The organism is Novosphingobium sp. 32-60-15, from assembly GCF_002280675.1.
Classification (GTDB): Bacteria; Pseudomonadota; Alphaproteobacteria; order Sphingomonadales; family Sphingomonadaceae; genus Novosphingobium.
Genome location: NZ_NCEN01000029.1, coordinates 1 through 26691 on the forward strand (window position 1 = coordinate 1; position 26691 = coordinate 26691).

The following is a 26691-nucleotide window of genomic DNA, read 5'->3' on the forward strand; positions in this document are numbered from 1 at the left end:
CAAGCGCGAAATCCGCGCCCGCCATCAACCCAGCGCCACGCCGCCAGGTGGTTCCCTTTTGCACGCCGATAGTGGGTCCCGTTTGGACGCCGATTGACATCCAAATCCGGTGACACGCGTTTCATTGCGTCCGCCAACAGGATTGTCATGTAACCGATTGTTGTACCAGATCGCACGAACGCGGCTTTGTTCGTCATGCGAATCTACTCGCAGATCGAAAAACACATCGGGATTTTTAATCCCCTTGTCATTGATTGAAGGGAACACTCGAAAGATAAACTGGCGCGGTATGTAAGGGCCTGCCTGATGACTTTTGTTTGCCAAAGTGTCGTTGCCCGACAGCCGCTTGACATACCAGACATACTCGCCGGTTGAAACCAGTTCGAGCCAATTTGCCAAGTTAGCAGATGCCACAGGCTAGCCTTTCGAAAAGCCAATGGGCAGTTTGGATGGGAACGCAGAGTTTCGAAATTCCATGACCTTAGCACCCATGATCATGCAGCTCGTGACTTTACCCCGCGTTGCGATAATGCGGCGTTGATATACTGCCGCATTCCCTTAGCGATGAACTCAACAACAGGAACGACCACCGCGTTGCCAAATTGACGATAAGCTTGCGTATCTGACACATCCGAAGGGATAACCCACTGCCGTTTGTTCGTCTCAAAGCCCATCAAACGCGCGCATTCCTTCGGCGTGAGGCGGCGCGGACGACTGTTTGGCTGATCAATGAGAATCTCGGAGCCATCTTTGTAATACCGAGCTGATAGCGTCCGTGTAACGTCATCAGGACCACAAAGCCCAAAACCAAAGCCGTTGCCCGCTGCTTCATGCTTCGCTTTATAGTCTTGGAGATAAGTCCACAGATGCTGCGTAAGAGTGTACTTTGGATCGACAAGGTCTTGAGGCAGCAAGATGCTACGAAGAGTTGGCCCACTATCCGGCACTTTCAATCCACCTAAATTGAAAGCGGTGGGATCTTTGAAACCAACGATAAAGATGCGTTCACGCTTTTGCGGAACCCAAGGCTGGCTACCAATCACCCGATGCTGAACATGATACCCGAGTTCGTTTGTAAGCACGTTCATGATCGTGGCGAAGGTCCGTCCTCCGTCGTGTCGCTCCAGATTCTTAACATTCTCAAGGACAAACGCGGCAGGACTATGATGCTCGATTATCTTGGCAACATCGAAAAATAATGTTCCTTGGGTATCGCAAAGAAAGCCATGCGGACGCCCAAGCGCATTCTTTTTGGATACGCCTGCAATTGAAAAAGGCTGACAGGGAAAGCCTGCAAGCAAAACGTCATGCTCTGGAATGAGATCGGGGTTCTCGGAAAACTCCCGAACATCACCGCCCAGTTCATGGTTATCGCGAAAGTTCGCCTGATAAGTTTTTCTAGAATATTTGTCCCACTCAGACGTAAAAACGCAATGACCGCCAATGCCCTCAAAGCCGAGGCGCAATCCACCGATTCCGGCAAACAGATCGATAAAACGAAACGACGTCACTCACCGGCTCCTTTGGCAACGTCATTAAGAATGAAACATTTGTGGAACATGGGCAAGGACATTGGTACTGTATATATTGATATTGGACGCAGTTTTCCACAATCGGCCCATTAGATTTGGGAATTTCGGTGACAGTTGCGAAAGCCCCAAATAGTCCGATGTCTCGCAGGCTCCGGCAATGACCGCACTTCGCCATGCTATATCCACATTCGGCAACTGGCAGCAGCTTTGCGGTTGTTGCAGGCCCACCCCCGGCCCCTCCGGTAAACGGGAGGGGGGAAGATTGGTGCTTGGGCTTCTGGGTGGGGATGGCACTTTTGATCTGCGCATTCCCGTGAGTTCTGCAAGCGGCAGGGTATTTATGGCGAGGTGGCTGCTGCGGGTTGGCCAAAATGCTGGTTCGGCCAAACTTTTCACTTTCCTACAAATAACCAAATAGGTTAATCGCTTTGCATGGACGAGAATCAGAGCGAGCTTGAGTGTGCTTCGGTGCGGCCGGGGCGGCGGACGTCGGTGGTGGCGTTTTCGGGGGTGGTGGTGGAGGATGATCCGCTGGTGCGGTTTGATCCTTATTTGCATGCCGTGCCGCGACGCAATTCGATCACGCCGGACAAGCAGCGCGCGTTTGTGGCAATGCTGGCGGCGACGGGGATTGTGACGCAGGCGGCGCGGAGCATCGGGGTCAGTCTGGAAGCGCTGTACAAGTTGCGCCATCGCGAGGGGGCGGAGGGCTTTTCTGCGGCGTGGGATGCGGCGCTTGAGCGGGGCTTCAGCCGGTTGGAGGATTGCGCGCTGGAGCGTGCGATTGCAGGGGAAGAGCGGCCCGTGGTGTGGGACGGACAAGTGGTTGCCACATGGAAACGCTATGACACGAGGCTTTTGACGTTTTTGCTGAAGACGCGGCGTTCGGGGCGCTATGGCGGAGACCGCGACGGTGCCATAGCGGTAAAGGACTTGAAACCCGGCAATCCGGTCTATGACAGACTGCGCCGTGCCTGGGCCGGCCAGAGCTTCGAAGACGCCAAGGAAGTGCGGGCATCGATCCATCGCAAATTTCTGGAACTGCGCGAGCAGGTTCTGGCGCAGAAGGCGGCGGAGGCCCGGGCAGCCGCCGAGGCGTCCGAAGATGCTGCGGCTGATCCCGAGACACGGCCTTGCTGAGCGCAATGCGGATCGCGCCATAGGGCACCCGGTCAGCCGGACGGAGGGGGTGCGTTATCCGTCCGGCCTTCCGGGGAACTGTCAAACGGTTTCCAGCGGTGCATCCGCAACATCGGCCGCATTGATGGCGCGCGACATATTGGCGTGGATGCTGGCGAACGCGGCATCCATTGCGGTCAACCCATGCGGGCTGAGCCGGACGAAGGTGCGGCGGCCATCGCGGCCATCGTCTTCGCGTTCAACCAGATCGCGCGATTCAAGAATGCGCAGCCAGCGCAGCGCGGTGGTGGGCGGCACATGCGCGCCGATGCACGAACTGGTGGTGGGCACGCGGCGATCTTCGCGATAGGCGATGTAAAGATCGATCAGGATGTCCCACGTCGGTTCGCCGAACAAGTCAGCGGGCAGGAATTTGTGGCGACGGCGACGCTCGGCATAGATCTCACGCGCGATGGTGAGGTGGCGGGCGGCGATCGCGGGGTCTATGGTATCAGCCAAGACGGCCAGTTCGACGGCTCTCGCTTTGCCGGGACCTCGCTTGGCAGTGGTGGCGCGGCCGTTGGCGGCGCGCATAGAGCGAACGGTCATAGTGATGCTCCCCCATGAACAACAATGTCATGGTACGTGTTGCTGTTTCTGTTGTGTGACGATCAGCCCCTTCCCCAAGGTGCAGATCGTAGAGACTTTGCGATCAGGCCCAGCTTCGGTCGAGCCGCCACGCGTTGTAATTGCCGATCCGTTCCTGGCGGCGCATGTGCGCAATCGTTCCGATCAGCAAAGCCGCGGCCTGGACGTTCAAGGGCACCTGAGTCATCGCGTAATAGCCGTAGCGGACCAGCGACAATTCAACGATTTTGGACACGTGCCCCAAAACGACGATGATCTGGGCGGCGCTGACCCACATTGGCCAAGCCCGATTGGCACGCAGGGCAATCCACATCAGGGCAATCATCGACCAGACATCGATCACGAGATGGCCGGGATTAACCAGATAGAACGCCGGTTCCCCGAACAAGATGTGATTGAACACATCAAGCCCGGCAGAGGCCAGCAACACGGCCGCGACAAGACGCTCAGGCTCACCCCCTTTGCGGAAGGCGAAGATGGCGATTGCCGCGATCGCGATGCGGAGTGTCCAAATCAACATCATAGGCCGATGTCAGTCACCTGTTTGATCGTAACCCGAAAGTATCGGATCAGGATACCTGGGCCAAGGATGCGCCGGTATCGGCAGGAAGTACGCCGCGTTCGGGGCAATCATCGACCAGAAAGCTGCCGGATTCACGGCCGACATCAAGGAGTTTGCCGTGGACGCGGGCGATTTCGTTGCTGGCATCGAGCATCGACTTCTGGCTGGCCACGAGACGGAGCAGCGCTTCCTGGCCGGTGAAGGCGCCGACCGGCGTTTCACGGCGGGCGCGGACCATGGTGGCAAGAAGATTGGCCTGACGGATCAGGGCTTCGTCAATGGCGGCTTCGGTTTCGTGCAGATCACGCGTGATGCGCAGACCGTGGATGGTAACTTGATTGCTGTTGCTGTTGTTCATCGTGGCTCCCGCCTGCGCTTTTTGACGCAGGTCCTTTATCAAGAGCGGCAGCGCCCCCGCGCTGTCGCCATGGCTTACGGATGGAGACGATCTTCGGGCCGTACCGCGATCAGCGATCAAGCAGAGAGGATAATTGCGCAAACATGCTTAACCCTCCCAGCACGATTATGATCAGGAACACCGTGATGCCGGTGATATAACCCAGCCGCATCAAGGTGCCGTATGGCCCGTTGAACATCTCCGGGAGGACGGGGTGATAGACAACCTGGCCGGCAGTATCCGGGGTTTGGACCGGGACTGCTGGAACCTGTGTGCTGCCTTCGATCCCTGACGCCTGCGGCGTCGGAGGCAAGACCCCGGTTCCGGACAGGTCGACGTGTTCGTCTTCCTGCCCCAAGCTTTCAGCGGTAATTGGCGGAAAACCTATATGGGAAAGTCCATATATGGGTTGTTCGTATGTTTCGAGCAGGGTGCGATAGGCGTGCGCAACCTCGCTGCGCGAGCCAACACCCAGCTTGCCCCGGGCGAGCATGATGCGCTGGTCCACGGTGTGCGGCGAGATACCGAGCAGGCGAGAGATTTCTTTCGACGTCTTGTGCTGGATCAACAGGTCCAGAACTTCACGCTGTTTCGCGGTCAACGCCACCAGAGGGTTTTCAGCCAGATCTCTATCTACCATCATTATGTGCGCACCCCGGCGAGCCGCTTCCCACAAGAAAAGGGTTAACGTCCCTGTAGTGATTTTTACAACATTTGCCCGATTTATCCAACCGTACTTTCGATAGAGGCAGTATCCGCGATAATTTGTCGGCCCAAAATGATCTTTAGTGATATTCCGCACATACACAGGTTACCTTGTTCGGCTTGCAGTGACGTGTTTGGCATTTTGCACAATGGATCACGGAGCAGAGAGGTGGGTAGCAGTGCGCTGACGAGACGGACGGGTAGAGTAATTGCAACCGCGCGCGCATCGTTAACGTTGATGCTCTTGCTCTCGGTCTGGCTCGATCCGGCAGTTCCGTTCCGCTGGGGACCGAGCAGCCTTTTCTTCACGACCGCTCACCTGCTGTGGACTGCAGTGTTGATTATTGTGGCATGGCGCAGTTGGTGGTTCGATTTCCGCTTGGCGCTTATGGCACATGTAATTGATGTCACGGCGGTTTTGGCCACGATATTCTTTATCGAGACCAGCTATAGCGGATCACAAAGCCCCTTCCTTGCCTCGTCAGCATTTCTTTTGATTGCGGCCACCACGCGTTGGGGATGGCGCGCAACCGCAATGACCGCAAGCGCGCTTCTTTTTGCGAATTTGGTGATTGCGCTGACGATTTTCCTGATGGGCATCGATGTTGACTTGTTCCGCTTTGCCCGCCGCACCGCCCATATGATGGTGTTAGCAAGCCTTCTGGTGTGGCTTGGATTGGCACGCAGCGGGGGGCGTATGATCCAGTTTGCTGAACCGACAGGTCTGTTGGGGGAACGGCATGACCGATTGCTTGATTCTGCTTTGGCACAAATCGCGTCGGTACTGGGAGCGCGCCAGGTGGTCCTGGCTTTTGCGGCAAGCGAGGAGCCTTGGGTGGAATTCCGCCATCGCAGCCCGGCGGGCATTACGGTGCGGCGCGTTGGCCCGGCCGAATTTGGCGATCAGTTGGATGTGCCGGTACCAACCACGCTGTTCAACATCGCCAAGTCCCGGATGATCACGTTGGAGGTGTCCGGCGTTAAGATGTTGAAGGTGCCGGTCCGGTCACAGCTGACCCAGCATTATGGCATTAACGAGGGCATCCTTGTCCCGCTGCGAACCGCGATGGGCGATGGACATATCATTGCATGGGATTGCGAGATGCTGAGCGTTGACGATCTGCCTTTGCTGCGCGCGCTTGGCGATCAGATTGGCCATGCGCTGGACCGCGAAGAGATGGCCAGTCTGGCGCGCAATGCCGCCGAAACCGGGGTGCGCCATGCCGTGGCGCGCGACCTGCATGATAGCGTCGCCCAATTTCTGGCAGGGACGTTGTTCCGTCTGGAAGCGCTGCGCCGCTGGATCCGGGAAGGTCATGAACCCGAGGGCGAAATCGATTCAATCAAGAATGCTCTGCGCCGCGAGCAAGCCCACCTGCGCCAATTGATCGAGCGTTTGCGGCGGGGCGAAGCCGGTGACCGCCACACCGAGATTGCCGATGAATTGCGCGCCCTGCTGCAGGAAACCGGCGCACATTGGCAGATCGGAACCGAGCTGATCCTGCCCGATCATTCGCCGTGGGTATCGGTGCAGCTTTCCCATGAAATCCGCCAATTGGTGCGCGAGGCCATCGCCAATGCCGTGCGCCATGGCAAATGCAGCAAAGTGTGCGTCGAATTGACCGACGAAGACGGCATCCTGAAGCTGAGCATTTCCGACGACGGAACCGGCTTTCCCAATCCCGCTGCCGCAATCCGCCCGCGTTCCATCAGTGAACGGGTCGAAGCCTTGGGCGGACAATTTCGTGTTGGCAGCACCGCCAAAGGTGCCCGCCTTGATATTGCTATCCGTACCGGAGAATTTGCATGATTCCTGTTCTAGTTGCTGACGACCACGGCTTTATCCGAGCGGGCGTGGAAGCTGTGTTGCGCGGTACGCGGTTTTCGGTCGTGGCCGGAGCAGCCAGTGGTGAAGAAACTTTGGATGCAATTGCGACACATGACCCGGCAATCGTGTTGCTGGACATCAACATGCCGGGAATGAACGGGGTGCAAGCGCTTGAAACGCTGCGTGATCGCGGTGACAAGCGTCCCGTCGTGCTGTTGACAGCCGAGATTAACAATCAACAGCTGATGGCGGTCATGCGCGCAGGCGTTGAGGGGATTATCTCTAAAGACGGCGCGGAAGACGAACTGGTCTATGTGCTGGACAAAGTGCATGAGGGCGAAAGGGCGATTTCACCGTGCTTCTTGCAGCGCGCCCTCGACTTATCGCTCAAGCCCGACAGCCTTGGCCCGCTTGCCAAACTGAACCCGCGCGAACGCAAGATTGCGGCGCTGGTGGCACGCGGCATGCGCAATCGCGATATCGGCGCAGAACTGGGCATCGGTGAAGGCACGGTAAAAGTGTACCTGCATACGATGTATCAAAAGCTGAACATCGATAACCGCACCGAGCTGGCATTGCTGGCGGTGAGTGCGCGGGACAACTGACGCGGGCTGGGCTTTGGTGGGCCGCGCGCTTTGTGGTTCTGGCGTTGGCACGTTCCTTGTGGATTCGTGCGGGCAAGCGAAAGCCTCACCCCGGATAAAAGATGGCGCATCTCCCGTTTGCATACCCCTGTTTCGTCGCCCTGAACTTGTTTCAGGGTCCATCCATCCAGTCACACGGCGGTTTGTGGAGAGGGAGGGATGCTGAAACAAGTTCAGCATGACGGGAACCGGGATTTACCTTGCCCAAGGGGATAGGCCCTAACTTGTTTCAACAGGCACCGCCGATTGGATGGTCCCTGAGCCGTGGATGAAGAGGTTTCACGCAGAGGCGCGGAGATGAAGTGGAGGCGCGGAGGAGGGTTCTGGCCGCAAGGCCGTCCGGAAAATCCGGCGATCACGATTTGGCCTGGTTTGCCTTGAAAAACGGCTCTGCCGTCAGACCCGACCTCTTCGCGTCTCGTCTTCTTCTCTGCGTCTCTGCGTGAAATATGAAGCCCCATCCCCCAGTCGTGCTGACCTTGTTTGGCGGGTATCCCGTCCGCATCCGTTACCGCTGTTCCGTCACCCTGAATTTGTTTCAGGGTCTATCCCGCCATTCAAACCGACGATGCTTGGGGAGGAATGGATGCTGAAACGAGTTCAGCATGACGGAATCGGGATTTACGTTGCCGAAAGGGCTAAGCGCCATCAAAGTCCGGGACGGCGGAGGTGGGCGAGTAGCGGCCCCCTTTCGTCATGGGTTGGGCTATGATTTCTTGGGCGCTTGGTCTGGCGATGAACGCTTGCAGCCCCGATTGGGCGATAGCCTTGCCAACGATCAGGTCGGGAACAATGGAGCAAAGGGTTGGCTGCTTTGGCCAACCCTTCCCTGCCAGATCGCATTTTCAGGCGGGTTCCAGCAGCAGGCTGGCGGCGGCGGTGTTGCTGATGGGGATGTGGTAATTGCGGCTGACCTGGGTGAGCGGGATATCGCCCATGGCCCCGCGCGCGGCGATCCAGTTGAGGATTTCGACGCCCTGGGTGCCGGCAAGTTCGGCGACTTGTTCCGCAGTGTGACCGGTGAGCGCATCGGGGTTTGCGGCAAGGTTATCGAGGCAGAACGTATCGTAATCAGGGTTCATGAAACCGGCGCGGGGGCCGTCCAGCTGGTGTGAAAGGCCGCCGGTGCCGCAGACGAGGATGCGTTCATCGCCGCCCCATGATTGCAATGCGCGATGAACCGCGCGGCCAAGCGCGAGGCAGCGTTTGGGGCTGGGCAGCGGGTACTGGACGGTGTTGATGGCGATGGGGATCAACTTGACCGGCCAAGTCTCTACGCCCGGATAGACCAGTTCAAACGGGATGGAGATGGCATGATCGACCAGCATTTGCTGGCAGGTAGTGATATCAAATTCATCACGGACGAGGCTGTCGATGAGGTGCCATGATAACGCAGGGTGGCCGGTGAAGCTTTTGTAGACAGGTAGCCCCCAACCTTCATCGGCGTTGTCATAGGATGGAGCCGCGCCGACCGCAAAAGTGGGCATCTTGTCGAGGAAGAAGTTGAGGCCGTGATCGTTGGAGAACACGACCGCGACATCGGGCTTTGCCTCTGCCAACCATTTGCTGATGGGCGGATAACCATCGAAGAAGGGCTTCCAATAGGGCGTTTCCTGATCGCCGCGCACCATGGCGCCGCCAATGCCGGGGACGTGGCTGGTGAAATAGCCGCCGATGATATTGGCCATCATGCGTTCTCCTGATGCGGGATTTTATCAGCCCATGTCAGCAGCATGGCTTTGAATTCATCAACCGACATACCGGTTTGCAGCGCGCCCAGATCCTGCACGCCAAGGCCGAAAATTCCCGCCAGTTTGGCAAGATAATAGACGTTGCCACCGGCATCGAGCATGGCCAGAACATTGCGATCAGCCACGGCCTTGCGCTGTTCAGGAGTCAGATGGAAGCGCGCGCAATAGCCCTCTTCATCGGCCAGAAAGGCATCGCGGTTGGCCTTTTCATTGAATGAAAAGCACATGGCGTTGAGCGCATAGCCGCGTGTGGCAAGGCCACCATCGAACAACGGTATCGCGCGGCGGATGGCGTTATCCGCATTTACCGATTCAGGTGTCATCTCCGCATCTCCTGCGCCGGACTTTGCCTTGCGTGGCAATTCCTGTCCGGCCTGAACAAAATCATATGCAACACATACAATCATGCTTTGACCGAGATCAAAGTTCGGGCGCGGAAGATTAGCGGCCGTTAAGTAACGTAACGGACTATCGGTTGATGGGGACAAGGCATATGCTTAGGACATGCCCTTATCCAACGCCGAACGCCAACGCCGATACCGCCAACGCCTGAAAGCGCGGGCTGCGGGGGGTGCTGTGGTAGAGCAGACGCAGATTGCGGTTGAACGCGCCGTTCTGGCGTTGTGGGCCTATCATGAAAGGCCGTCTTCCACGGGAATTGCGTGGAGAGAGATCGACGGATGCCGGACATTGGACGAGTATCGTTCCGAGCTGGAACGCTCACCCAGCAATCTGCTTCAGGCATGCCGCGCGTTTTTGCCGGGGTTTGAGGGGCTTACGCTTGATGAAGCGCGGGCCGTGGCAGACGTGATCGAGATTGCCGATGCCTTGCGACTGGCACCGGCGCGCAAGATTGAATTGCCCGAAGCGGCTTAGAAGCCCGCTTCGATGGCGACGCGGATGGCATCGGCGCTGGTCTTTACATCCAACCCCTTAAGCACGGCGGAGCGGTGCATCTTGACGGTGCGTTCGCTGAGCGAGAGTTCATAAGCGATCTGCTTGTTCAACTTGCCCGACGCCATGAGAACCAGAATTTCCTTCTGGCGGCGGCTGAGGCGTTCAACACGCTCGGCAGCGCCATTGCGGCGGATGTCATTGGCGTGCGCTTGATCATCCCCCATTTCCACTTGTGAGCCGAGGTAGTATTCAACCTCGCCTGCTGCATCAAAGATGGGGGCGACCATGACGGCGTTGCGGAAGGGAGTGCCGTCCTTTTTATAATTCAAGATTTCGACCATGACGGGCTGGTGCCGCCAAATGCCTTCGCGCAGGACAAGCGCTTTTTCAGGCTCAGTCCCTGCGCCGCGCAAGAATCGACAATTGCGACCGATGATCTCCTCTCGCGCATAACCGGTAAGTTCAACAAACGCGTCATTGCAGGCAATGATCGGGTTATCCGGCAAACGCGGATTGCTGATGACGGCAGCCGTGGGGCTGGAAGCGATCATTTCGGCGATAGACATGCAGGCCATATACGCCTGTTTTGGTTAAGTTCCAATCCGTGCCCTTTGGTCCGTGTTGTTCCTGATGGGGGTGGCGCGCATTCGGACAACATTGCAGCAACATTGCCTGCCGGAGTATCCGCCGATGAACGTATTATCCCCTTCCCTCGCTGCCTCCTCCGGCATGGCCGACGTTGTTGGCGAAGATGGCAAAATCGTAGTGCCAGATAATGTGCAGGAAGCGATCCGCACGCTGCTGCGCTGGTCAGGCGATGAGCCGGATCGTGAAGGCCTGATCGACACACCAAAGCGCGTGGCGCGGGCGTGGCGTGAATATTGCAGCGGCTATGCCAGCGAACCGGGCGTACACCTTTCGCGCACGTTCGAAGAAGTAGGCGGTTACGACGAAGTTGTGCTGTTGCGTGACATTCCGTTCCAGAGCCATTGCGAACATCACATGGCACCGATTACGGGCACGGCCTCGATTGCCTATCTCCCCAAGGACCGTGTCGTCGGCATTTCCAAGCTGGCGCGCGTGCTGCACGGCTATGCCCAGCGGTTGCAAGTGCAGGAACGGCTTACTGCCGAAGTGGCGAAATGTATCTGGGACAATCTTCAACCACATGGTGTAGCAGTTGTCATCGAAGCGCAGCATGGCTGCATGACCGGTCGCGGCGTAAAGACGCATGGCGTGGGTATGGTAACGAGCCGGATGCTTGGCTGCTTTCTCAACGACGCTAGCAGCCGCAAGGAAGTCTTGTCGTTGATGGGTCGTGGTTGAGCCACGGAAACCTGTGACAATGCGTGTTGCGATCGTTGGTGCCGGCATGGCTGGGCTATCCTGTGCGGACCGGCTTAAACGTGCCGGCCACAGTGTCTCCTTATTCGATAAAGGACGTGGGCCCGGTGGCCGCATGTCTACCAAGCGCATGCAGACCCCGTTGGGCGAAACCCATGTCGACCATGGCGCACAGTACTTCACCGTGCGTGATCCGGCATTCATGGCGCAAGTGGCGCGCTGGTCTGCTTGCGGCGTGGCATCGCCTTGGCCCGCAGCCGGGACAGGAGCGTGGGTTGGCGTACCCGGTATGAACGCTGTGGTGCGTGACCTGGCCGATCATCATGACGTATCCTTCGGATGGAATGTGCGCGGGTTGGTGCGCCGCGATGGTTTCTGGCACTTGTCCGGCGAGAATGGTGACGGCGAACGCATGCAGAGCGGTCCGTTTGATACAGTCGTCGTTGCACTTCCCCCCGAACAGACTGCGGCGATTGTGGCGCTGCACGATCTTTCACTGGCGTCGACAGCGCTGGCGGCACGGTCCCAACCATGCTGGACCGGGATGTTTGTATTTGACGGCAAGCTGCCGACCGAACGCGACACGGTGCGCGATGCCGGATCGATCAGCTGGGCGGCGCGCAACTCGGCAAAGCCGGGGCGGACCGGGCCGGAAGCGTGGGTGGTTCAAGCCAACCCCAACTGGTCAAGCGCGCACATCGAAGAACCTGCTGACATGGTGGCCACGCAGTTGCTATCGGCTTTAAGCGGGGCGCTGTCGATCAAGATGCCGGTGCCGGTCATGGGAACGGCGCACCGCTGGCGCTATGCCATGTCGACCGGAAGCAATCTGGGCGCGCTATGGAGCGGGAAATCACGGATCGGCATTTGCGGTGACTGGTTGCTGGGTCCGCGCGTGGAGAATGCGTGGATATCCGGAAAATCGCTGGCCAGCCGGATTATGGCGTCAATGGAACAAGCCGCAGCCTGATCACGCTCGACAAATTGGCGCCCCTCGGTCAGGGACGTTGCATGAACGATCACGATGCGCCTTCGTTGCAGCCTCCTATCCGGGGCAACTTTATCGCGGAAGAGGAAGGCCACTGGCGTGGCTGGTGGAAATGGTCTGGCCACGATCCTTTCGAGGATGCAAGCGGGCCATTCTTTGTCAGGCGCGACGAGCGCGGGATCGTGACCGGCTTTCTGCCCGATGCGAAGAACGCGAACGGCCACGGCACTGTCCATGGCGGCGCGTTGATGACGTTTGCGGACTATACCCTGTTCATGATTGGCGGTTCGGACGGCGATGAAGTGAACGGGGTGACGGTCACGATGAATTGCGAATTCGTCAGTGCCGCGGCACCGGCACAGATATTGACCGGGCGTGGCGAATGCGTGCGTTCCGGGCGGAGTTTGGTCTTTGTGCGGGGGATGATCTTTTCCGGCGATGAGGCCGTGATGAGCTTTTCGGGCACGATCAAACGAACGACGGGTACGTCCGCGCATTAGAGCCATATCCGCTTACGGCGTTGGTGATACGGTCTGTTCTTGAAGGCCGCCGCCCAAAGCGCGGTATAATTCGACCATGTTGGCGGCTTTGATCAGGCGGGCCGAGACGAGCGTTTGGCGCGCGTTATAGTACGTGCGCTGCGCATCGAGCGGTTCGAGGTAATTGGCGATGCCTGCGTCATAGCGAGCGGTGGAGAGGCGATAGGCAGTGGCTGCGTTGGCTTCGAGCGAGACTTGCGCGGCAACACGGTCGTCTATCGTGCCGCGACGGGCGAGCGCATCGGCCACTTCGCGGAAGGCATTCTGGATGGCGGCTTCATAGCTGGCGAGCGCGGCGTCACGCGATGCTTTGGCAGCTTTGAGGTTATTGGCCGTGGCCCCGCCATCAAAGATGCGCTGGCGCAGCGCGGCGTTCGCGGTCTTCTGGAAGCTGCTGCTTTCAAATATTTTGAGCAAGCCTGCGCTGGCATAGCCAAACAGACCTGTCAGCGAAAGCGTGGGGAAAAAGGCAGCGCGGGCAACGCCGATGTCGGCATAAGTGGCGCGCAAAGTGTGTTCGGCAGCGATCACATCAGGGCGGCGCAGCAGGACTTCGGATGAGAGGCCAACCGGAAGCGTGGCCAAAGTTTGATCACCATTGCCAAGCGTGGTGGGCAGCACGTCGTCGCCCAGTGGACCACCCGTGAGCAATTCGAGAGCATTGCGCGCTTGCGCGAGGTCTGTGGTGAAATCCGCCACCGCAGTTTGGGCCGCATTCAATTGAGCAGTGGCTGTCGCGATATCAAGCTTGGTGCCAATGCCGTTGGCTTCGCGCCGGACGTTGATCGAAAGCGTTTCTTGCCGCGTGGTAAGCGTTTCGCGGGCGATGCGCAAAGCATCAGCCGTGGCGGCATGCGTCAACCATGCGCTGGCAGTTTCAGCGATCAACGCGATCTGCGTGGATTTGCGGCCTTCGTCCGTCGCGAGATAACGCTGGAATGACGCCGCACCCAAATTGCGCAACCGCCCCCACAAATCGATTTCGTATGCGCTGGAGCCTGCTTGAACAAGGAAGTTATCGGTGACGCGGCCTTGCGTACCCTGCACTGCCGATAATGTGCCAGTACCATTGACGATAGGGAACAATGCTGCGCGATTGACGCGGTATACTGCCCTTGCCCGTTCAACATTGGCCAAGGCCACGCGCAAATCGCGATTGTCGGCCAAGGATTTGGCGATGACCTGTTGCAGCCGCGGATCGGTAAAGAAATCGCGCCAGCCGAGCGTATCGGCGGTGGTTTCTCCGGCAGGCAACGCGGTATAAGCCGGGCCTTGCGGTAATGCAGGAGGCACCGGCGCTTCGGCACGGGTATATTTAGGCGCAAGGTTGCAAGCCGTCAGTGACAATGCCGGAAGTGTTGCGAGGAGGGCGCGCAGCTTCATGCGGGTTCTCCCTGCGTTGCTTCGAGCGGCGGGTGGTCGGGCGCGGGCGAGACTTTTTTGCGTTTGAATGCGCCTTTCACCAGCACAAAGAACAGCGGCACCAGGAAGATGGCCAGCAGCGTTGCGGAAAGCATGCCGCCCATCACGCCGGTGCCGATTGCCTGGCGACCATTGGCGCCTGCCCCGCTGGCGGTGGCCAGTGGCAGAACGCCCGCAATGAAGGCAACGCTGGTCATGATGATCGGGCGCAACCGCAGACGCGCGCCTTCCATTGCCGCAGTGACCGGATCGATCCCGCGTTGCATGGCCGCTTCGGCAAATTCAACGATCAAAATGGCGTTTTTCGCAGACAGGCCAATGGTGGTGAGCAGCGCCACCTGAAAATAGATGTCATTGCTGAACCCACGGACCGAAACAGCCAGAACCGCGCCAATAATGCCGAGCGGGATCACCATCAGCACTGCAACCGGCACTGACCAACTTTCATAAAGTGCGGCAAGACAAAGGAAAATGAAGAAGATCGAGGCAGCGTAGAGCAAGGTTGACTGGCTGGAGGCGGCGCGTTCCTGAAATGACAAGCCACTCCACGCAACCGTGAAGTTGCCATCGAGGTTAGCGGCGTTGTCCTCCATGATTTGCATAGCCTCACCCGAACTGATGCCGGGGGCACCAGCGCCCTGCAATTGTTGTGCAGCAACACCGTTAATGCGATCAAGCCGCACCGCACCTTGCGTCCAGCGCGAGGACGCGAAGGCAGAAAACGGCGCCATTTCACCACTTGCACTGCGCACAAACCATTGGCCAAGGTCTGACGGTTCATTGCGATAGGGCGCATCACCTTGGACAAACACGCGCTTAACCCGGCCGCGATCAACGAAATCATTCACGTACAGACCACCCCAAGCAATGGATAAGGTGGAATTCACACTGGCAGGGGGAATTTGAAAGGTGGTGAGCGCCTGATCATCGATATCGATTTTCAGTTGCGGAGTATCTTCAAGACCGCTGAGGCGGACTTGGGCAAGACGATCATCATCCTCTGCGCTCTTGGCAAGCTGGCGGCGCGCAGCGGTAAGTGCTTCACGCCCCGCACCGGACGCATCCTGCAGCCACATTTCAAAACCGCCCGAATTGCCCAAGCCCCGGATCGGCGGCGGATCGAGTACGAAAATCTGCGCCTCGCGCGATTTGCGAAAATGGGCGTTGAGCCGTTCAGCAACAGCGGCGGCAGAGCGATCCTTGCCTTTGCGTTCGGCCCAATCGTTCAAGAGCACGAAGCCCTGGCCCGCGTTCTGGGCAGAGCCGGATGGGCCACGGCCCATAACCACAAACACCGCGCGGACGTTCTCTTTTTCCGTTTCGCGGATATAGCGTGAAATTTCAGTCGCGACGGCGCGGGTCTGTTCCGATGTTGAGCCGACCGGGAGTTGATAGCTGAGCGAGAGGTTGCCTTGGTCTTCTGCCGGCAGGAAACTGGTCGGCAAGCGAACGTAGAGCAACACCATGGCGATGCAGATTGCGCCAAATACCGCCAGCCATGGCGCAGGTCGTCCGACGATTCGGGCAAGCCGACCACGGTAGCGATTTTCAAGACTCGCATAGCTCGAATTGAACTTGGCAAAGAAACGGCCCTTGGGCTTTTCGTGATCGCCGACCGGCTTTAACAAAGTGGCGCACAAGGCGGGGGTAAAAATCAACGCGACCAATACCGACAGCACCATTGCCGACACAATCGTGACCGAGAACTGGCGGTAGATGGCGCCGGTTGATCCGCCGAAAAACGCCATTGGCACGAACACAGCGGTCAGCACGAGGGTGATGCCGATCAATGCCGAGGTGATCTCGTTCATCGATTTGACTGTGGCTTCCAATGGCCCCAGCTTTTCTTCGTGCATGACGCGTTCGACGTTTTCGACAACGACAATGGCGTCATCAACCAGCAAACCGATGGCCAGGACCACGCCAAACATCGTCAGCGTATTGATGGTATAGCCCGCCAGCGAAAGTATGCCGAATGTGCCGAGCAGGACCACTGGCACGGCGATGGCGGGAATCAGTGTTGCACGCCAGCTTTGCAGGAACACGAACATGACAACGACGACGAGCACGATCGCTTCAAACAGCGACCAGACGACTTCCTCGATGGAAAGTTTAACAAACGTGCTGCTGTCTCTGGGATAAGCGATGGAATAAGCCGGAGGCAAATCTTTGGCGAGTTCTTCGACTTTTGCCTTGACCAGATCAGCGGTCAGCATGGCATTGGCGCCCGAGGCCAGATTGATCGAAATGCCGGTGGCAGGCATGCCGTTAAAGCGGCTGAGCGAGCCGTAGCTTTCCTCGCCCATTTCAATGCGGGCGACATCCTTGAGCTTGACCACCGAACCATCGACGTTGGTTTTGACGACGATGTTTTCAAACTGCTCTGGCGTTTCAAGGCGGGACCGCGCGGTGACGGTTGCGTTCAGGCGTTGGCCTTCAGGCGACGGGTTCCCACCGATTTCCCCGGCAGCTACTTGAGTATTCTGCGCTTGCAGTGCGGCAGTGATGTCTGCCGGGATCAACTGGACGGCGGCAAGGCGCAGCGGATCAAGCCAGACCCGCATCGCAAACGATCCGCCGAAGACCTGCGTATTGCCCACACCTTCAACGCGCGAGATCGGGTCCTGAAAATGGGTGGTCAGATAATCGGAAATATCGGAATTGGTGGCACGACCGGTTTTGTCATAGATCGAGACGACCATGAGCTGGTCGGACTGCGCCTTATTGACGTTGACGCCCTGTTGTTGGACGACCGCGGGCAATCGGTTGATCGCGCGTGCAATGGCGTTTTGCACCTGCACTTGCGCGGTATCGGGATCGGTGCCCTTGTCAAAAGTGACGGTGATGCTGGACGAGCCATTGGACGAGTTAGCGGTGAAATAGAGCGATCCATCAAGCCCTTTGAGTTGTTGTTCAAGGACTTGGGTAACGCTGTTTTCAACCGTTGCGGCATCCGCGCCGCCATATGTTGCGTTGATCGACACGGTAGGTGGCGCGATATCGGGGTATTGTTCGACACCCATTGTGGAGACAGCAACAATGCCCGCCGCCATGATGACGATGGCGAGCACCCAGGCAAAAATGGGGCGATGCGCAAAGAACCGGGACATCATCGGCGGTTACTTTCCAGCACCTGAGGCACCGGGTTTGGCACCGGGTTTGACATCGTCCCTGGGCTTGCTGCCAGCGGGCACAACTTTGGCCTTCTGGCCTTCGCGCGCATTATTAAGTCCTTCAACGACAACCTTTTCACCCGGCTTCAAGCCCGCAGAAACCAGCCAGTTCTGGCCGACCGGCGTATCAGCCGTGACCTGGCGTTTTTCGATCATTCCATCCGCGCCTGCGATGAGCACACTGGCGCGACCGCGTGGATCGCGGCTGACCGCTGCCTGCGGAACCAAGATTGCGCCCGGGACTGTGCCCTGCCCGACGCGCGCGCGCACGAACAGGCCGGGAAGCAGATCACCCTTTGGATTGGGCACGACAGCGCGGACAGTGATCGTGCCGGTTTGCGGATTAACGTCGATATCAGCGGGATTGAGTTTGCCCAGGATCGGATAAGCAGAGCCATCAGGCAGGATCACTTCTACCGGCGCGGCGCCGGAAATAAGCTTGCCGCTTTCAATTGCACGGCGCAGCGCGATGAAATCTGCGCCAGACTGCTGGATGTTGACGTACATCGGATCCAGCCGCTGCACTTTGGCCATGGGGTTGGCCTGATTGGTTGTGACGAGCGCACCCTTGGTGACCATCGAAATGCCGATGCGCCCGGCAATCGGCGACGTTACGCGGGTGAAGCCCAAGTTCACTTGCGCAAAAGCCAATGCCGCGCGGGCCTGCTGCACGCTGGCGCGCGACTGGTTGTACGTTGCGCGGGCATCGGCCGCATCCTGTTTGCTGACGCCGCCCTGTTCGGCCAGAAGGGCAAAGCGTTCCGCCCTCAACCGATTGGCTTCAACCGTGGCTTGAGCCGAAGCGACCGAGGCGGAGGCTTGCGCCTGATTGGCGGCATAAATGCGCGAATCGATCTGGTAGAGCGGTTGCCCTGCGCGAACATACGAGCCTTCGGCAAACAAACGCTCCATCACCAGACCGGCGACTTGCGGGCGTACCTCTGCAATTTCAAAAGCTTCTGTGCGGCCGGCCAGTTCGGTGGTCAATTCCACCGGCCCTGCCCGCGCGATAATGACGCCGACGACCGGTTCGGGCTTGCTCTTGGGTTTGTCAGTTGATCCACAGGCCGAGAGCAGCATGGAGATGGCCCCTGCGGCGATGATGGACATGGTCTGCAAGCGGGACGGCAAGGACAGTGTGTTCGGCAAGAATAGTCTCACTGGTATCTGACACCGTCCCGGACACGCCCATGGTGTGCAACATTACAATAGCTGCAATCTGAACGCGAAGGACCAGTGCGCGCGCCTTCGCGGAACGGCTTTCGAACGCGTGTCTAGCAGATTGCGGCACCTGCGCACGTCCCTTGTTGGGCCGAGCAAGCACTTGCGACACAAAGATACAATTGGCCCAAAGTTCCTGAATTTCATCGATTCGTGATCTAACGCCCCCAAAATCGACGAAAAAACACTGCCATTCAGCAAAATTCAGTGGAAAGAGTGCCCGGGGGCATAGCTTTGCCAGATAACCATGCGTTAGCCGTGCCGTCTCTTTATAAATTGAGGACAATACACCCATGAACAACAGCGATCTCGCCGACATCATCGCGGCAAGCCACGGCCTTACCAAGGCAGACGCCCGCAAGGCCGTCGACAGTGTGTTCACCGCGATCACCGATGCTGCCGCACAGGGCGAAGAAGTTTCGCTGAACGGCTTCGGCAAGTTCAAGGTGAAGAACACACCGGCGCGTGAAGGCCGCAACCCTTCAACCGGCGCGACCATTCAAATCGCTGCGTCGAACAAGCTGACCTTTGCTGCCGCCAAGGCCGTCAAGGACAAGCTGAACGGCTAAGCCACATCAGCCCGGCTTGTCCGCAAGCAGGGCTTTTGCACGCCAGTCGGGGCAGGACCGCCGCTCGTGATCCACGGGTGCCGGTCCTGCCCTTTGCTTTGCCAGCCTGTTGCCACACCTGCCCCGCGGCAAGACGGGCAGCGCAGATGCGTCGAATTTGGCGATTGGCAAAAAAATTTGCGATTCCGGGGATTGTCTTGCTGTTGCGATTTGACTTCCCCGCAAACCGGTGCCATTCGCGCCTTCGTCGTCACCCGAATGAGGGTGGACAGACAACCCAGGTCCACCAGAAACGGCGGACCTCTCCCGGTCGGGGAGTAGCGCAGCCTGGTAGCGCATCTGGTTTGGGACCAGAGGGTCGTAGGTTCGAATCCTATCTCCCCGACCACTTTATCGCAAAAAGCGAGCGATTTCCGCCTTTTAGCATGGTCCAGCCGCGAGCATTGGCACACAGCCAGTGCACACGGCCCTGACACATGCGGAAAGGTGAAGACCTGTGTCCCGCATACCTTACGTAACCCGCATCCAGGGCCGATATGTTTATCGCCGCCGGGTTCATTTCCGAAATCTTATATCAAAGCCGGTAAGCTTGGCGCTGAAGACCGCCGATCCCCGGAATGCCCGACGCCTGTCGACGCGGCTTTCATCGCGGTTCGTCGTGGTGAAGGACCAGGTTGCACAGATGATGGAAGAAGGCCGTCAGCTGAACGGCGCCGAGATCGAGGCGCTCTTTCGGCATGAACTAGAGAGCGAACTGCGGCTCTTAGTCAACAGCTACCTCGAAAACGCAGGCCATTCGAGCAGTATAGAGTCAATTGCGCGGGAACAATCAGAGGCGATCAAAGTCCTCCTCCAGCCCGACCACCCACTCGAATTGACGACGAGCGAGCGCGAACGCCTAGCTGCCGAAGCGGTCCTATCCTTTTGTGTCGATGACTACATTAAACAGCTAAATGAGCAATACGATGCCGCGTATGTAAAGCGGCGGCTTGAAGCCATTGGCGCGCCGACCCACGGGCAAGCAAGAGGAGTTGCTCGCGCACAATTGCTCCGTGGATATCTGGCTGCAACCCGCCGGTGCGAGAACCTTGCAGATGCTGCATTGCTTGATGTTCCTGACGTTGCGGCGGCACTGATGGCTGATTTCGGACCTGTTTCAGAAGAGGCCAAGAGCATTCTAGCCACCCTAAACGAGCGGTTCAGGACGATCGTCGGCGGCGACCCATTTGAAGGATGGCTTCTCCCGGACGATGATGGCAAGAATCACACTTCACAGTCTGCCCCACCTCTTGTCGCTCCTTCAGCGCCAGCCCCAAGTCCTGTCCTAAGCATAGTCCCCAAAAGTGCAGGGCCAACTGCTGAAGATATTACAAGTGCGTCCAGCACTTCGCTGCCCCCCTCACCTTCGCCGGCGCTGCCGTGTCAGTTTCTCTATCGGGACCCACGCCCTTTCAGCGAGCTCATCGAGCCCACGCTCGTCTCGCTGAAGAACGATGGCAAGTGGAAGGGCGATGTCAGCCAGCAACGGCGAATCATGCAGACCTTTGCCTGGATCACCGGTGACAAGGCACTGGGCGACTACAACCACCTTGACGTAATCGACTTCAAGGAGGGCTTGCAGTCACTACCGGGCAATTTCGCATTCGGCACATTGCATCAGAAGGGCCCCATGGCTCGCCCGTTCGCCGATGTCAGCGCAGAGATCGCCACGTCGGGTGCCTTGAAGAATGCAAAACGGCGCAAGGCCGTAACGGTCAACCGCGATATGTCGACGATGGCAACAGTTTCAATGCAACTGACGAAAACGGCATGGAAAACCGGGACGGCCAACGTGATCGTGCTCGATTTCAAGGCTGGACGAACAGCAGAAGCCAACAAAAACAGTAGCCTTGACTTGCGACCGCCATGGAAGCGCGCGCATCTGCAAGAGCTTTTTTCCTCGCCGCTGTTTACTGGCTGCGATGGACACCTCAACCGGCTGCGCAGCTCTGGAAGGGGCGCAAGAGTTTATCACGACGCCGCCTACTATGCCCCGCTATTCTGGTACTATACCGGTGCCTGCCGCGAGGAAATCTGTGGCCTTGAAGTAAATGACGTCATTGTTGATTCGCCTGTCCCGCACGTCTGGATCCGGGACAACCTGACACGTGGGCGCGATGGCGAGATGGCAGGTGAAAAGCGCGAAGCCAGAAACCGTCTTTTGCCGATACCCAAGGAACTGCTCCGGCTGGGTTTCGTAGACTATCATGCCGCGATAAAGGCCGAAGGCCACGCCGCATTGTTCCCTGAGCTTTACGTGAACCCCGAAAAACGCGGGGGCGCGTTCTTTTATGACCGTGCCTGGCAGCACATGGTCAATTATATCGGCACCCAGATGGCCATACCTGTGAACGCCGATGGGAAACGTTCCGACATTCACAGCATCCGCAGTCTGGTGAGCAGTTGCTTCGAGGTAGACGGGATCAACGACAACATTCGCGCTGACATAATGGGACATGCGCGTCAGGGCACGAACGGGAAGCACTATTCCAAGCGCATCGAGACAGAAGGCATCGAGGTGGTGCTGGCAGAGCGCCTCGAAGTGATGGAGAAGTATATACCCAACATCACCAAGGGTCTAAAACATCAATCAATCCGCCTGCTGCCGATGGCCGAGCGTTCAAGAACCGGGGCAGGAATAGCGCGCAAAACCCGTTCCGATCTCGGTATAGGCAAAAGCAGACTGCCTGAATGATTGGCGGAAGCGGAATCTCATGAGCCGCAACCAAGATGATGATCAAACGCCGGGCCAATCTGCGAAAAGATGATTTCGGTAGATTGGCCCGGAAAGTAGGGCACCAAGTTTGAAACGATTAAACTCTTGGCTTCAAATGCAACTTTCTCGCTGGATGGCAAAATTGGGATAGCCACTTCTATGCGCCTGTTGCAGCTACAATCGTTGCCGAAGACGTTTAAATGCCCCCCTTCTCTGCCTCCTCAGCAATTCGCAGCGCCAGAAAGTGCCGCGTCAGGGCAGGTGCGCCTTGTCGCTGCACAATCTCCGCCCAGTGCCGCCAACGATCCGCACGGATCAACAACCAGCGGTAAAACAGGTCTCGCTCGTGTTCGCCGTCGAACTGCAGCGCCCAGATCGTCTCACTGATGGCAATGCGCGATCGTGCAGGGCCGATGAGGACAACCGCCGGCGTGTCTGCGACGGTGTGCCGGGCAAATGTGATTGGCATCGCTGGCAATGATGCCTCGGCCCGGGCAATGGCCGCCTCCATTGCGGCCCGGTCGGGTTCCTGGCGCATACCGGCATATGTGGCAAGACTGCGAAGACCGATGGGTTTGGCCATGAGGTCCGGATCGCGCGTCGCCATCAGCATGGCAATGATCGCCCGGCCTTCAGGCGTGATCGTTGCCCTGTTTAGCCGGTCCCCCTCCTCGATCAGACCGTGCCCCTCGAGCCACATGCTGTAGTGCGCGGCTTTTTGCCAGTCACCGCCGAACAGATCCTTGGCCGATTCGCTTTGGCTGGAAACTGTGCGTTCGATGGCAACGAGCACGGCGAGCAGGAATTCCAGCTGATTTTCGATCACATCGAAATAGCTGTCACCCATCCCAAGACGGCCGGACCACAATGCTGTGCGCAAGGATTGCCAACGCGTGCCGTCCTCGTCGACCAGGGGCAAATCAGGATCACCATAAGATGGTCATCCAGTAACCCCAAGGCAGCCTTGGGTTTCGCCGCTTCTCATAAGCGATGTTGTTGTTATGGTTGCGGCTCATGCCCGATCCTCCCGCTTTGGGGCGGGCAAAGCGCCGGTGTCTGCGCCGGGTGTGCTGCCTGAAGTGGACTTGGCCGCATCGTCCAGGGCCTTGAGCTTACCTGCAAGAACGGTGACTTGCGCACAAACGAAATGCTCGTCCCGGTATACCTGCCCGCGATCGCGCGACAAACCGCTGGTGTCCCGCCGGGGAATGTAGTCCTGCGGTCCATCCATCGTCATGCCGAACCACCATGCAAGATCCTCGCCGTGTTCCTGTCCGGAGCGTCCCGGTTCGCGCCCCTGATGAAGCGCCTGCGATGGCGTATTATGCCGGGCACGCGGCACATGGCAGATGCTAATTCGCTCCGGGATCGCCTCCTGACAGGCCGCGCCATAGTTTACCGGCCGGTGCAGGCCGTCGTTGATGCTTCCGGGCAAGGCATCGGCTGCCCACCCGGCCAAGGCATGATGGGGTTCAACGCCAACATAGCCGGCAAGTTCGCCGCCCGGCTGGCGCAGAATGATGCAGGGATAGCCAGTCGCCGGATCGGTCCATGCAACCTTTTCAGATTCGGCTTTCCAGGGGCCTTCGCCATAAGGGCGACGGGTTCGCTCGCTGTAACGGGCATCGGGCACGATAGTGGTGCCGGCGATGGGCACGAGTTCTTGCCTTGCCGCCAGCGCCTTGCGACTTTCGAGTGCTGCCGCTTCTCTGTTACGTTTGGTCTGGGCCGCGATCATGCGGGCCAGGGGATCGGTTGGCTTCTTTGCCATGCTGTACTTCCTTCTAAACAAAAAAGGCCGCCGACGCGGGATTGCGTCGACGGCCGTGGGCGTTGGGTTTCGATATTGCGGACGAAGCTCCGCTTTTGGCCTTGGCGCAAACGACATTGTGTCGCGCGCGGTGGCCCGATCAGATCAGGTCATGGGCGTTCTCCTTGTGGTTTGATGGGATTGGTGAGAGTGCCAGATGCCGTTGCAGACCGGCGTCCGCGTCAATCCACAGTGGCCAGCATCGGCGCCTTGCTACCGATCCGCCGCCACAGCGAATCCGATGCCAGCCCGACACGTTCGACAAAGCGCGGGCTGAGCGTGCCATGGCGCGACCACCACTGCAGCAAGGCATGGCTGGCCGTGGCCGGATCAATCCCGGCATGGCCCTGCGAACGTGCCCAGGCGAGAGTTGCCGCTGCCGTCAGGACCGTGTCCAGTTCCACGTGGCTGCGCAGTTCGTGCCATTCGTTTGGCGCCTGCGGGAAGCCGACCTTGGCCTTGTCGCGCAGAAGGTTCGCCTGAATACCCAGCCGCACAAGGATTTCGCTAAGGTGGTGCCAGGTTTTGCCTTGCCCCTTGATCGCAAGACCAAGATCGAGATGCGGACGCCATGCCTCTTTCCAGTCTCCTGCCGAAGCAATCAACTGTGTCGGCATGACGAGGCCGTATTCCATCGCCGCCAGTTTCAGGACCGGCACGTCCATGGCGATTGAACCATAGCCCACCATGCAGGTGCCATCGGGCTGTGCGCGCATGTGCGTGAACAGTCCCTCGACCACGCCTTTCTCGCCGCCGTCATTGGGCATGGTCCAGCTGGCAATCCGCTCGCACGTGATGGTGCCGTCCTCGGCCAGCGCCAGATCGAAGGCCGCTGCTGCATGAATGCGCCGGGTGCCAATCCGGGGTGGCCAACTCTGGGTCTGCTCGATGAAGCAGTAATTGTTGTGCAGCACTTCGTCCCAGTGGGTTTCCAGATCGAAAAAGGTGAAGTGTTGGGTTGCAGGTGTGGTGTTTGCCGGTGTCGTAAACGTCTTCATGGTGTTGTTTCCTATGCTTGAAACGCAAACGGCCGCCTCGATGGGCGGCCGTTTGCGGGATTGTTGGTGGTTGCTTGTTGTGGTGGATGACCGACTGCACATATCGCATCGGCCGCGCATGGTGGGGCTGACGGCCCCGGCTTAGATCGACGGCATGCCTTTCCCTATCCGCACGAGCGCCCGCCAAGCCTGCCATGCGGCAAGAACGTCGCGCTTGTCCGATGGCTGGATGTCACGTGTTTCTGAAAGCCACGCCAGCCAGATCGCTTGTGCGCGCAATGGCAGCAGCGCGATCTGGCCTTCGAGCCCACGCTTCCGGTCCGGCCCGCGATAGGGCAGACCGTGATCGAATGCGGATTGCACAAGCTGCCATTCGCTGTTGCGTAATACGTGCATCCGTCCGTAACCCTCAATCGGGAGGCCGAGCATGCGGAAGGCGCTGGCCAGGGCGCCGATCTCGAAACTCTCCGCCAGTGGGCGCTGGCCTGACAAAGGTATGACGCTGAGAATATCGCTGCCTTCGGGCACATGGCCCAGAAAGCGCCAGGCAAGATCATTGGCCGGGTGCGTCGACAACCCGCCAGGGCGCATATGGAAGCGGTAATTGCGGTTGCCATCGTCGGCCACGCTGAACGTGGCAAACTCGATCGGATAGCCACTGTCGTCTTCGAGGATGGCAAAGGTGGTAAGGTAAGTTCGGCATATCATGGGTATTGTTCCGTTTGCGTAGGTCCAGACGCGCAAAAGGGCCGACAGCCTTGCGGCTTCAGCCCTTTTGCGATTGTGCTGGTGAATTGCGTTTTGTGGTCGGCTATTGCGCGATCAGCGGTGACGTCCAGCGGATGTCAGGAATTCCAGCGATGGCGTGCAGCGCACTTCATCCGTCAACCAGCGCTTTTCCTCCTCCAGCGCATCGTCCTCGATCTCTGCCCACCACACACGCCGCTTCGAATTCCATTTGTAACCGCGTGCCTTGAGCATGTCCTTGCGCGAAAACGGTGCGTTCAGGGCCTCGACTTTAGTCGTGATGCGATCGGCCCGGTCGCGCAAATGTGCCAGCAGGCAGCGTCCGTCAGGCCCTTGCCAACTCAACAAGTGAACCAGCGATGTGACATCGGCCATGGCGCGGTGGCCCTTGCTGTAGAATCCGATCTGCGTCAGCAGATAGCCAAGCGTTTTACCGTCGAAGCCGAGGCCCGCCCAGTCGATTTCCGACATGGAGCAGGCCCAGTGCATTCCGCGTATGCCCGGAAGCAGCCGTTCGAGCACGACCGCATCATAGGCCGCATTGTGCGCCACCAGCAGATCACACTCCATGAACAGGTGGGTCCAGTCCTGCGCATCGAACTGCGCGCCTGCCACGTCCGCATCGCTGATGCCCGTCAACCGGGTCACGTCCTTCGGGATGGGCATACCGGGATCGCGCAGGCTTTGCTTCAGTTCGGCAACGCCGGTGATTACGCCGACGTTATCGATTTCCAGCACGCAGACCGCAAGATCGATCACCTCGGCCGTGTGCGGATCGGTCGATGTTGCCTCGCAGTCGATCACGCCGATGTAGCTTGGCTTTCGCGCCAGATCCGGCCCTATCAGCGGTGTCGTCGCCAGTGGCGCAACCTTGCGCAAAATGCGGATGTCCCAGCTGCTATCGCCAAGGTCTGGCGCAGGAAAATATGCTGGCAGCAACGCGCTGCCGGTCTCAGGTATTGTCATTATCAATGTCCTCTTTGGTTTCATTTCAACCGAGCAAAGCGAGGAAAACTCTCTTTTCCATCATCCTACTCGGTCA

The 26691-nt window shown here is 58.5% G+C and carries 27 protein-coding genes and 1 tRNA gene; 10 read left to right on the plus strand and 18 right to left on the minus strand.

All coding sequences use genetic code 11. From position 1 onward, the window contains the following. Positions 1-24: 24 nt before the first annotated feature. Together B7Y89_RS15960 and dcm are read right to left on the minus strand one after the other, a co-directional pair. Positions 25-414: an EcoRII N-terminal effector-binding domain-containing protein gene (locus B7Y89_RS15960; RefSeq protein ID WP_292939680.1), complete on the minus strand. Its 390-nt coding sequence runs from the start codon at positions 412-414 to the stop codon at positions 25-27. An 80-nt stretch (positions 415-494) separates the two neighbouring features. Next, positions 495-1511: a DNA (cytosine-5-)-methyltransferase gene (dcm, locus tag B7Y89_RS15965; RefSeq protein WP_292939683.1), complete on the minus strand. Its 1017-nt coding sequence runs from the start codon at positions 1509-1511 to the stop codon at positions 495-497. Between the two features lie 453 nt (positions 1512-1964). Between dcm and B7Y89_RS15970 the strand changes: the two genes are divergently transcribed. Then, complete coding sequence (locus B7Y89_RS15970) at positions 1965-2672, plus strand: hypothetical protein (protein WP_292939686.1); 708 nt, start codon at positions 1965-1967, stop codon at positions 2670-2672. Between the two features lie 81 nt (positions 2673-2753). Here the strand turns inward: B7Y89_RS15970 and B7Y89_RS15975 are convergent, their stop codons facing one another. The 4 genes from B7Y89_RS15975 to B7Y89_RS15990 all read right to left on the minus strand — a co-directional run bounded on the left by B7Y89_RS15975 (position 2754) and on the right by B7Y89_RS15990 (position 4865). Further along, the gene (locus B7Y89_RS15975) at positions 2754-3260 is read right to left on the minus strand and encodes a winged helix DNA-binding protein (protein WP_292939689.1); all 507 of its coding nucleotides are present in this window, start codon (positions 3258-3260) and stop codon (positions 2754-2756) included. A 103-nt stretch (positions 3261-3363) separates the two neighbouring features. Next, entirely contained in the window at positions 3364-3822 is a 459-nt protein-coding gene (locus B7Y89_RS15980; protein ID WP_292939692.1) for a hypothetical protein, read from the minus strand. Positions 3823-3868: 46 nt separating this feature from the next. Continuing rightward, on the minus strand, positions 3869-4219 hold the full coding sequence (locus tag B7Y89_RS15985; protein ID WP_292939695.1) for a hypothetical protein: 351 nt from the start codon (positions 4217-4219) through the stop codon (positions 3869-3871). Positions 4220-4328: 109 nt separating this feature from the next. After that, a complete protein-coding gene (locus B7Y89_RS15990) occupies positions 4329-4865 on the minus strand; it encodes a helix-turn-helix transcriptional regulator (protein ID WP_292939698.1) in 537 nt (178 codons plus the stop codon). A 336-nt stretch (positions 4866-5201) separates the two neighbouring features. On the opposite strand from B7Y89_RS15990, the gene B7Y89_RS15995 reads away from it, so the two are divergent. Next, positions 5202-6773 carry a histidine kinase gene (locus B7Y89_RS15995; protein ID WP_292939701.1) on the plus strand — a complete coding sequence of 524 codons (1572 nt, stop codon included), beginning with the start codon at positions 5202-5204 and terminating at the stop codon, positions 6771-6773. Further along, a complete protein-coding gene (locus tag B7Y89_RS16000; protein WP_292939704.1) occupies positions 6770-7396 on the plus strand; it encodes a response regulator transcription factor in 627 nt (208 codons plus the stop codon). Before B7Y89_RS15995 ends, B7Y89_RS16000 begins: the two co-directional genes overlap by 4 nt. Positions 7397-8280: 884 nt before the next feature. Here the strand turns inward: B7Y89_RS16000 and B7Y89_RS16005 are convergent. Next, on the minus strand, positions 8281-9126 hold the full coding sequence (locus B7Y89_RS16005) for a class III extradiol dioxygenase family protein (RefSeq protein WP_292939707.1): 846 nt from the start codon (positions 9124-9126) through the stop codon (positions 8281-8283). Continuing rightward, positions 9123-9509: a protocatechuate 4,5-dioxygenase subunit alpha gene (locus tag B7Y89_RS16010; RefSeq protein WP_292939710.1), complete on the minus strand. Its 387-nt coding sequence runs from the start codon at positions 9507-9509 to the stop codon at positions 9123-9125. The genes B7Y89_RS16005 and B7Y89_RS16010 overlap by 4 nt, the downstream gene beginning before the upstream one ends. Before the next feature lie 181 nt (positions 9510-9690). Between B7Y89_RS16010 and B7Y89_RS16015 the strand changes: the two genes are divergently transcribed. Further along, positions 9691-10062: a hypothetical protein gene (locus tag B7Y89_RS16015; protein WP_292939713.1), complete on the plus strand. Its 372-nt coding sequence runs from the start codon at positions 9691-9693 to the stop codon at positions 10060-10062. On the opposite strand, the gene B7Y89_RS16020 is transcribed toward B7Y89_RS16015, so the two are convergent. Beyond that, the gene (locus B7Y89_RS16020) at positions 10059-10649 is read right to left on the minus strand and encodes a LuxR C-terminal-related transcriptional regulator (protein ID WP_292939716.1); all 591 of its coding nucleotides are present in this window, start codon (positions 10647-10649) and stop codon (positions 10059-10061) included. The two genes, B7Y89_RS16015 and B7Y89_RS16020, sit on opposite strands and share 4 nt — an antisense overlap. A gap of 163 nt (positions 10650-10812) precedes the next feature. Between B7Y89_RS16020 and folE the strand changes: the two genes are divergently transcribed. Genes folE through B7Y89_RS16035 form a run of 3 tightly spaced genes read left to right on the plus strand, consistent with a single transcriptional unit; the run spans position 10813 to position 12915 of the window. After that, entirely contained in the window at positions 10813-11409 is a 597-nt protein-coding gene (gene folE, locus B7Y89_RS16025) for a GTP cyclohydrolase I FolE (protein ID WP_292939760.1), read from the plus strand. 19 nt (positions 11410-11428) lie between these two features. Then, a complete protein-coding gene (locus B7Y89_RS16030) occupies positions 11429-12397 on the plus strand; it encodes an FAD-dependent oxidoreductase (RefSeq protein ID WP_292939719.1) in 969 nt (322 codons plus the stop codon). Between the two features lie 41 nt (positions 12398-12438). Further along, positions 12439-12915, plus strand: a complete 477-nt coding sequence (locus B7Y89_RS16035) for a PaaI family thioesterase (protein ID WP_292939722.1) — start codon at positions 12439-12441, stop codon at positions 12913-12915. Positions 12916-12927: 12 nt separating this feature from the next. Here the strand turns inward: B7Y89_RS16035 and B7Y89_RS16040 are convergent, their stop codons facing one another. From B7Y89_RS16040 to B7Y89_RS16055, 4 genes are read right to left on the minus strand one after another with little or no spacing between them, the layout of a single operon-like run. Further along, positions 12928-14337, minus strand: coding sequence for an efflux transporter outer membrane subunit (locus tag B7Y89_RS16040; RefSeq protein ID WP_292939725.1), 1410 nt, complete (start codon positions 14335-14337; stop codon positions 12928-12930). Continuing rightward, positions 14334-17489 (minus strand): efflux RND transporter permease subunit, encoded by a 3156-nt coding sequence (locus B7Y89_RS16045; protein WP_292939728.1) that lies wholly within the window; start codon positions 17487-17489, stop codon positions 14334-14336. Before B7Y89_RS16045 ends, B7Y89_RS16040 begins: the two co-directional genes overlap by 4 nt. A 6-nt stretch (positions 17490-17495) precedes the next feature. Then, positions 17496-18659, minus strand: a complete 1164-nt coding sequence (locus B7Y89_RS16050) for an efflux RND transporter periplasmic adaptor subunit (protein WP_292939731.1) — start codon at positions 18657-18659, stop codon at positions 17496-17498. Then, positions 18601-19065, minus strand: coding sequence for a hypothetical protein (locus B7Y89_RS16055; RefSeq protein ID WP_292939734.1), 465 nt, complete (start codon positions 19063-19065; stop codon positions 18601-18603). The genes B7Y89_RS16050 and B7Y89_RS16055 overlap by 59 nt, the downstream gene beginning before the upstream one ends. Between B7Y89_RS16055 and B7Y89_RS16060 the strand changes: the two genes are divergently transcribed. The 3 genes from B7Y89_RS16060 to B7Y89_RS16070 all read left to right on the plus strand — a co-directional run bounded on the left by B7Y89_RS16060 (position 19064) and on the right by B7Y89_RS16070 (position 22073). Beyond that, entirely contained in the window at positions 19064-19339 is a 276-nt protein-coding gene (locus B7Y89_RS16060) for an HU family DNA-binding protein (RefSeq protein WP_292939737.1), read from the plus strand. The genes B7Y89_RS16055 and B7Y89_RS16060 overlap by 2 nt on opposite strands. 311 nt (positions 19340-19650) lie before the next feature. Further along, a tRNA-Pro gene (locus B7Y89_RS16065) sits at positions 19651-19727 on the plus strand. A 201-nt stretch (positions 19728-19928) separates the two neighbouring features. Further along, positions 19929-22073: a hypothetical protein gene (locus tag B7Y89_RS16070; protein WP_292939740.1), complete on the plus strand. Its 2145-nt coding sequence runs from the start codon at positions 19929-19931 to the stop codon at positions 22071-22073. Between the two features lie 217 nt (positions 22074-22290). Here the strand turns inward: B7Y89_RS16070 and B7Y89_RS16075 are convergent, their stop codons facing one another. The 5 genes from B7Y89_RS16075 to B7Y89_RS16095 form a co-directional block, all read right to left on the minus strand. Beyond that, positions 22291-22941, minus strand: coding sequence for a hypothetical protein (locus B7Y89_RS16075; RefSeq protein WP_292939743.1), 651 nt, complete (start codon positions 22939-22941; stop codon positions 22291-22293). Between the two features lie 165 nt (positions 22942-23106). Next, a complete protein-coding gene (locus tag B7Y89_RS16080) occupies positions 23107-23865 on the minus strand; it encodes a hypothetical protein (protein ID WP_292939746.1) in 759 nt (252 codons plus the stop codon). 221 nt (positions 23866-24086) lie between these two features. Beyond that, entirely contained in the window at positions 24087-24902 is an 816-nt protein-coding gene (locus B7Y89_RS16085; protein ID WP_292939749.1) for a hypothetical protein, read from the minus strand. A 141-nt stretch (positions 24903-25043) separates the two neighbouring features. Then, positions 25044-25610, minus strand: a complete 567-nt coding sequence (locus B7Y89_RS16090) for a hypothetical protein (RefSeq protein ID WP_292939752.1) — start codon at positions 25608-25610, stop codon at positions 25044-25046. A 114-nt stretch (positions 25611-25724) separates the two neighbouring features. Beyond that, complete coding sequence (locus tag B7Y89_RS16095) at positions 25725-26615, minus strand: 3'-5' exonuclease (protein WP_292939756.1); 891 nt, start codon at positions 26613-26615, stop codon at positions 25725-25727. Between the last annotated feature and the right edge of the window lie 76 nt (positions 26616-26691).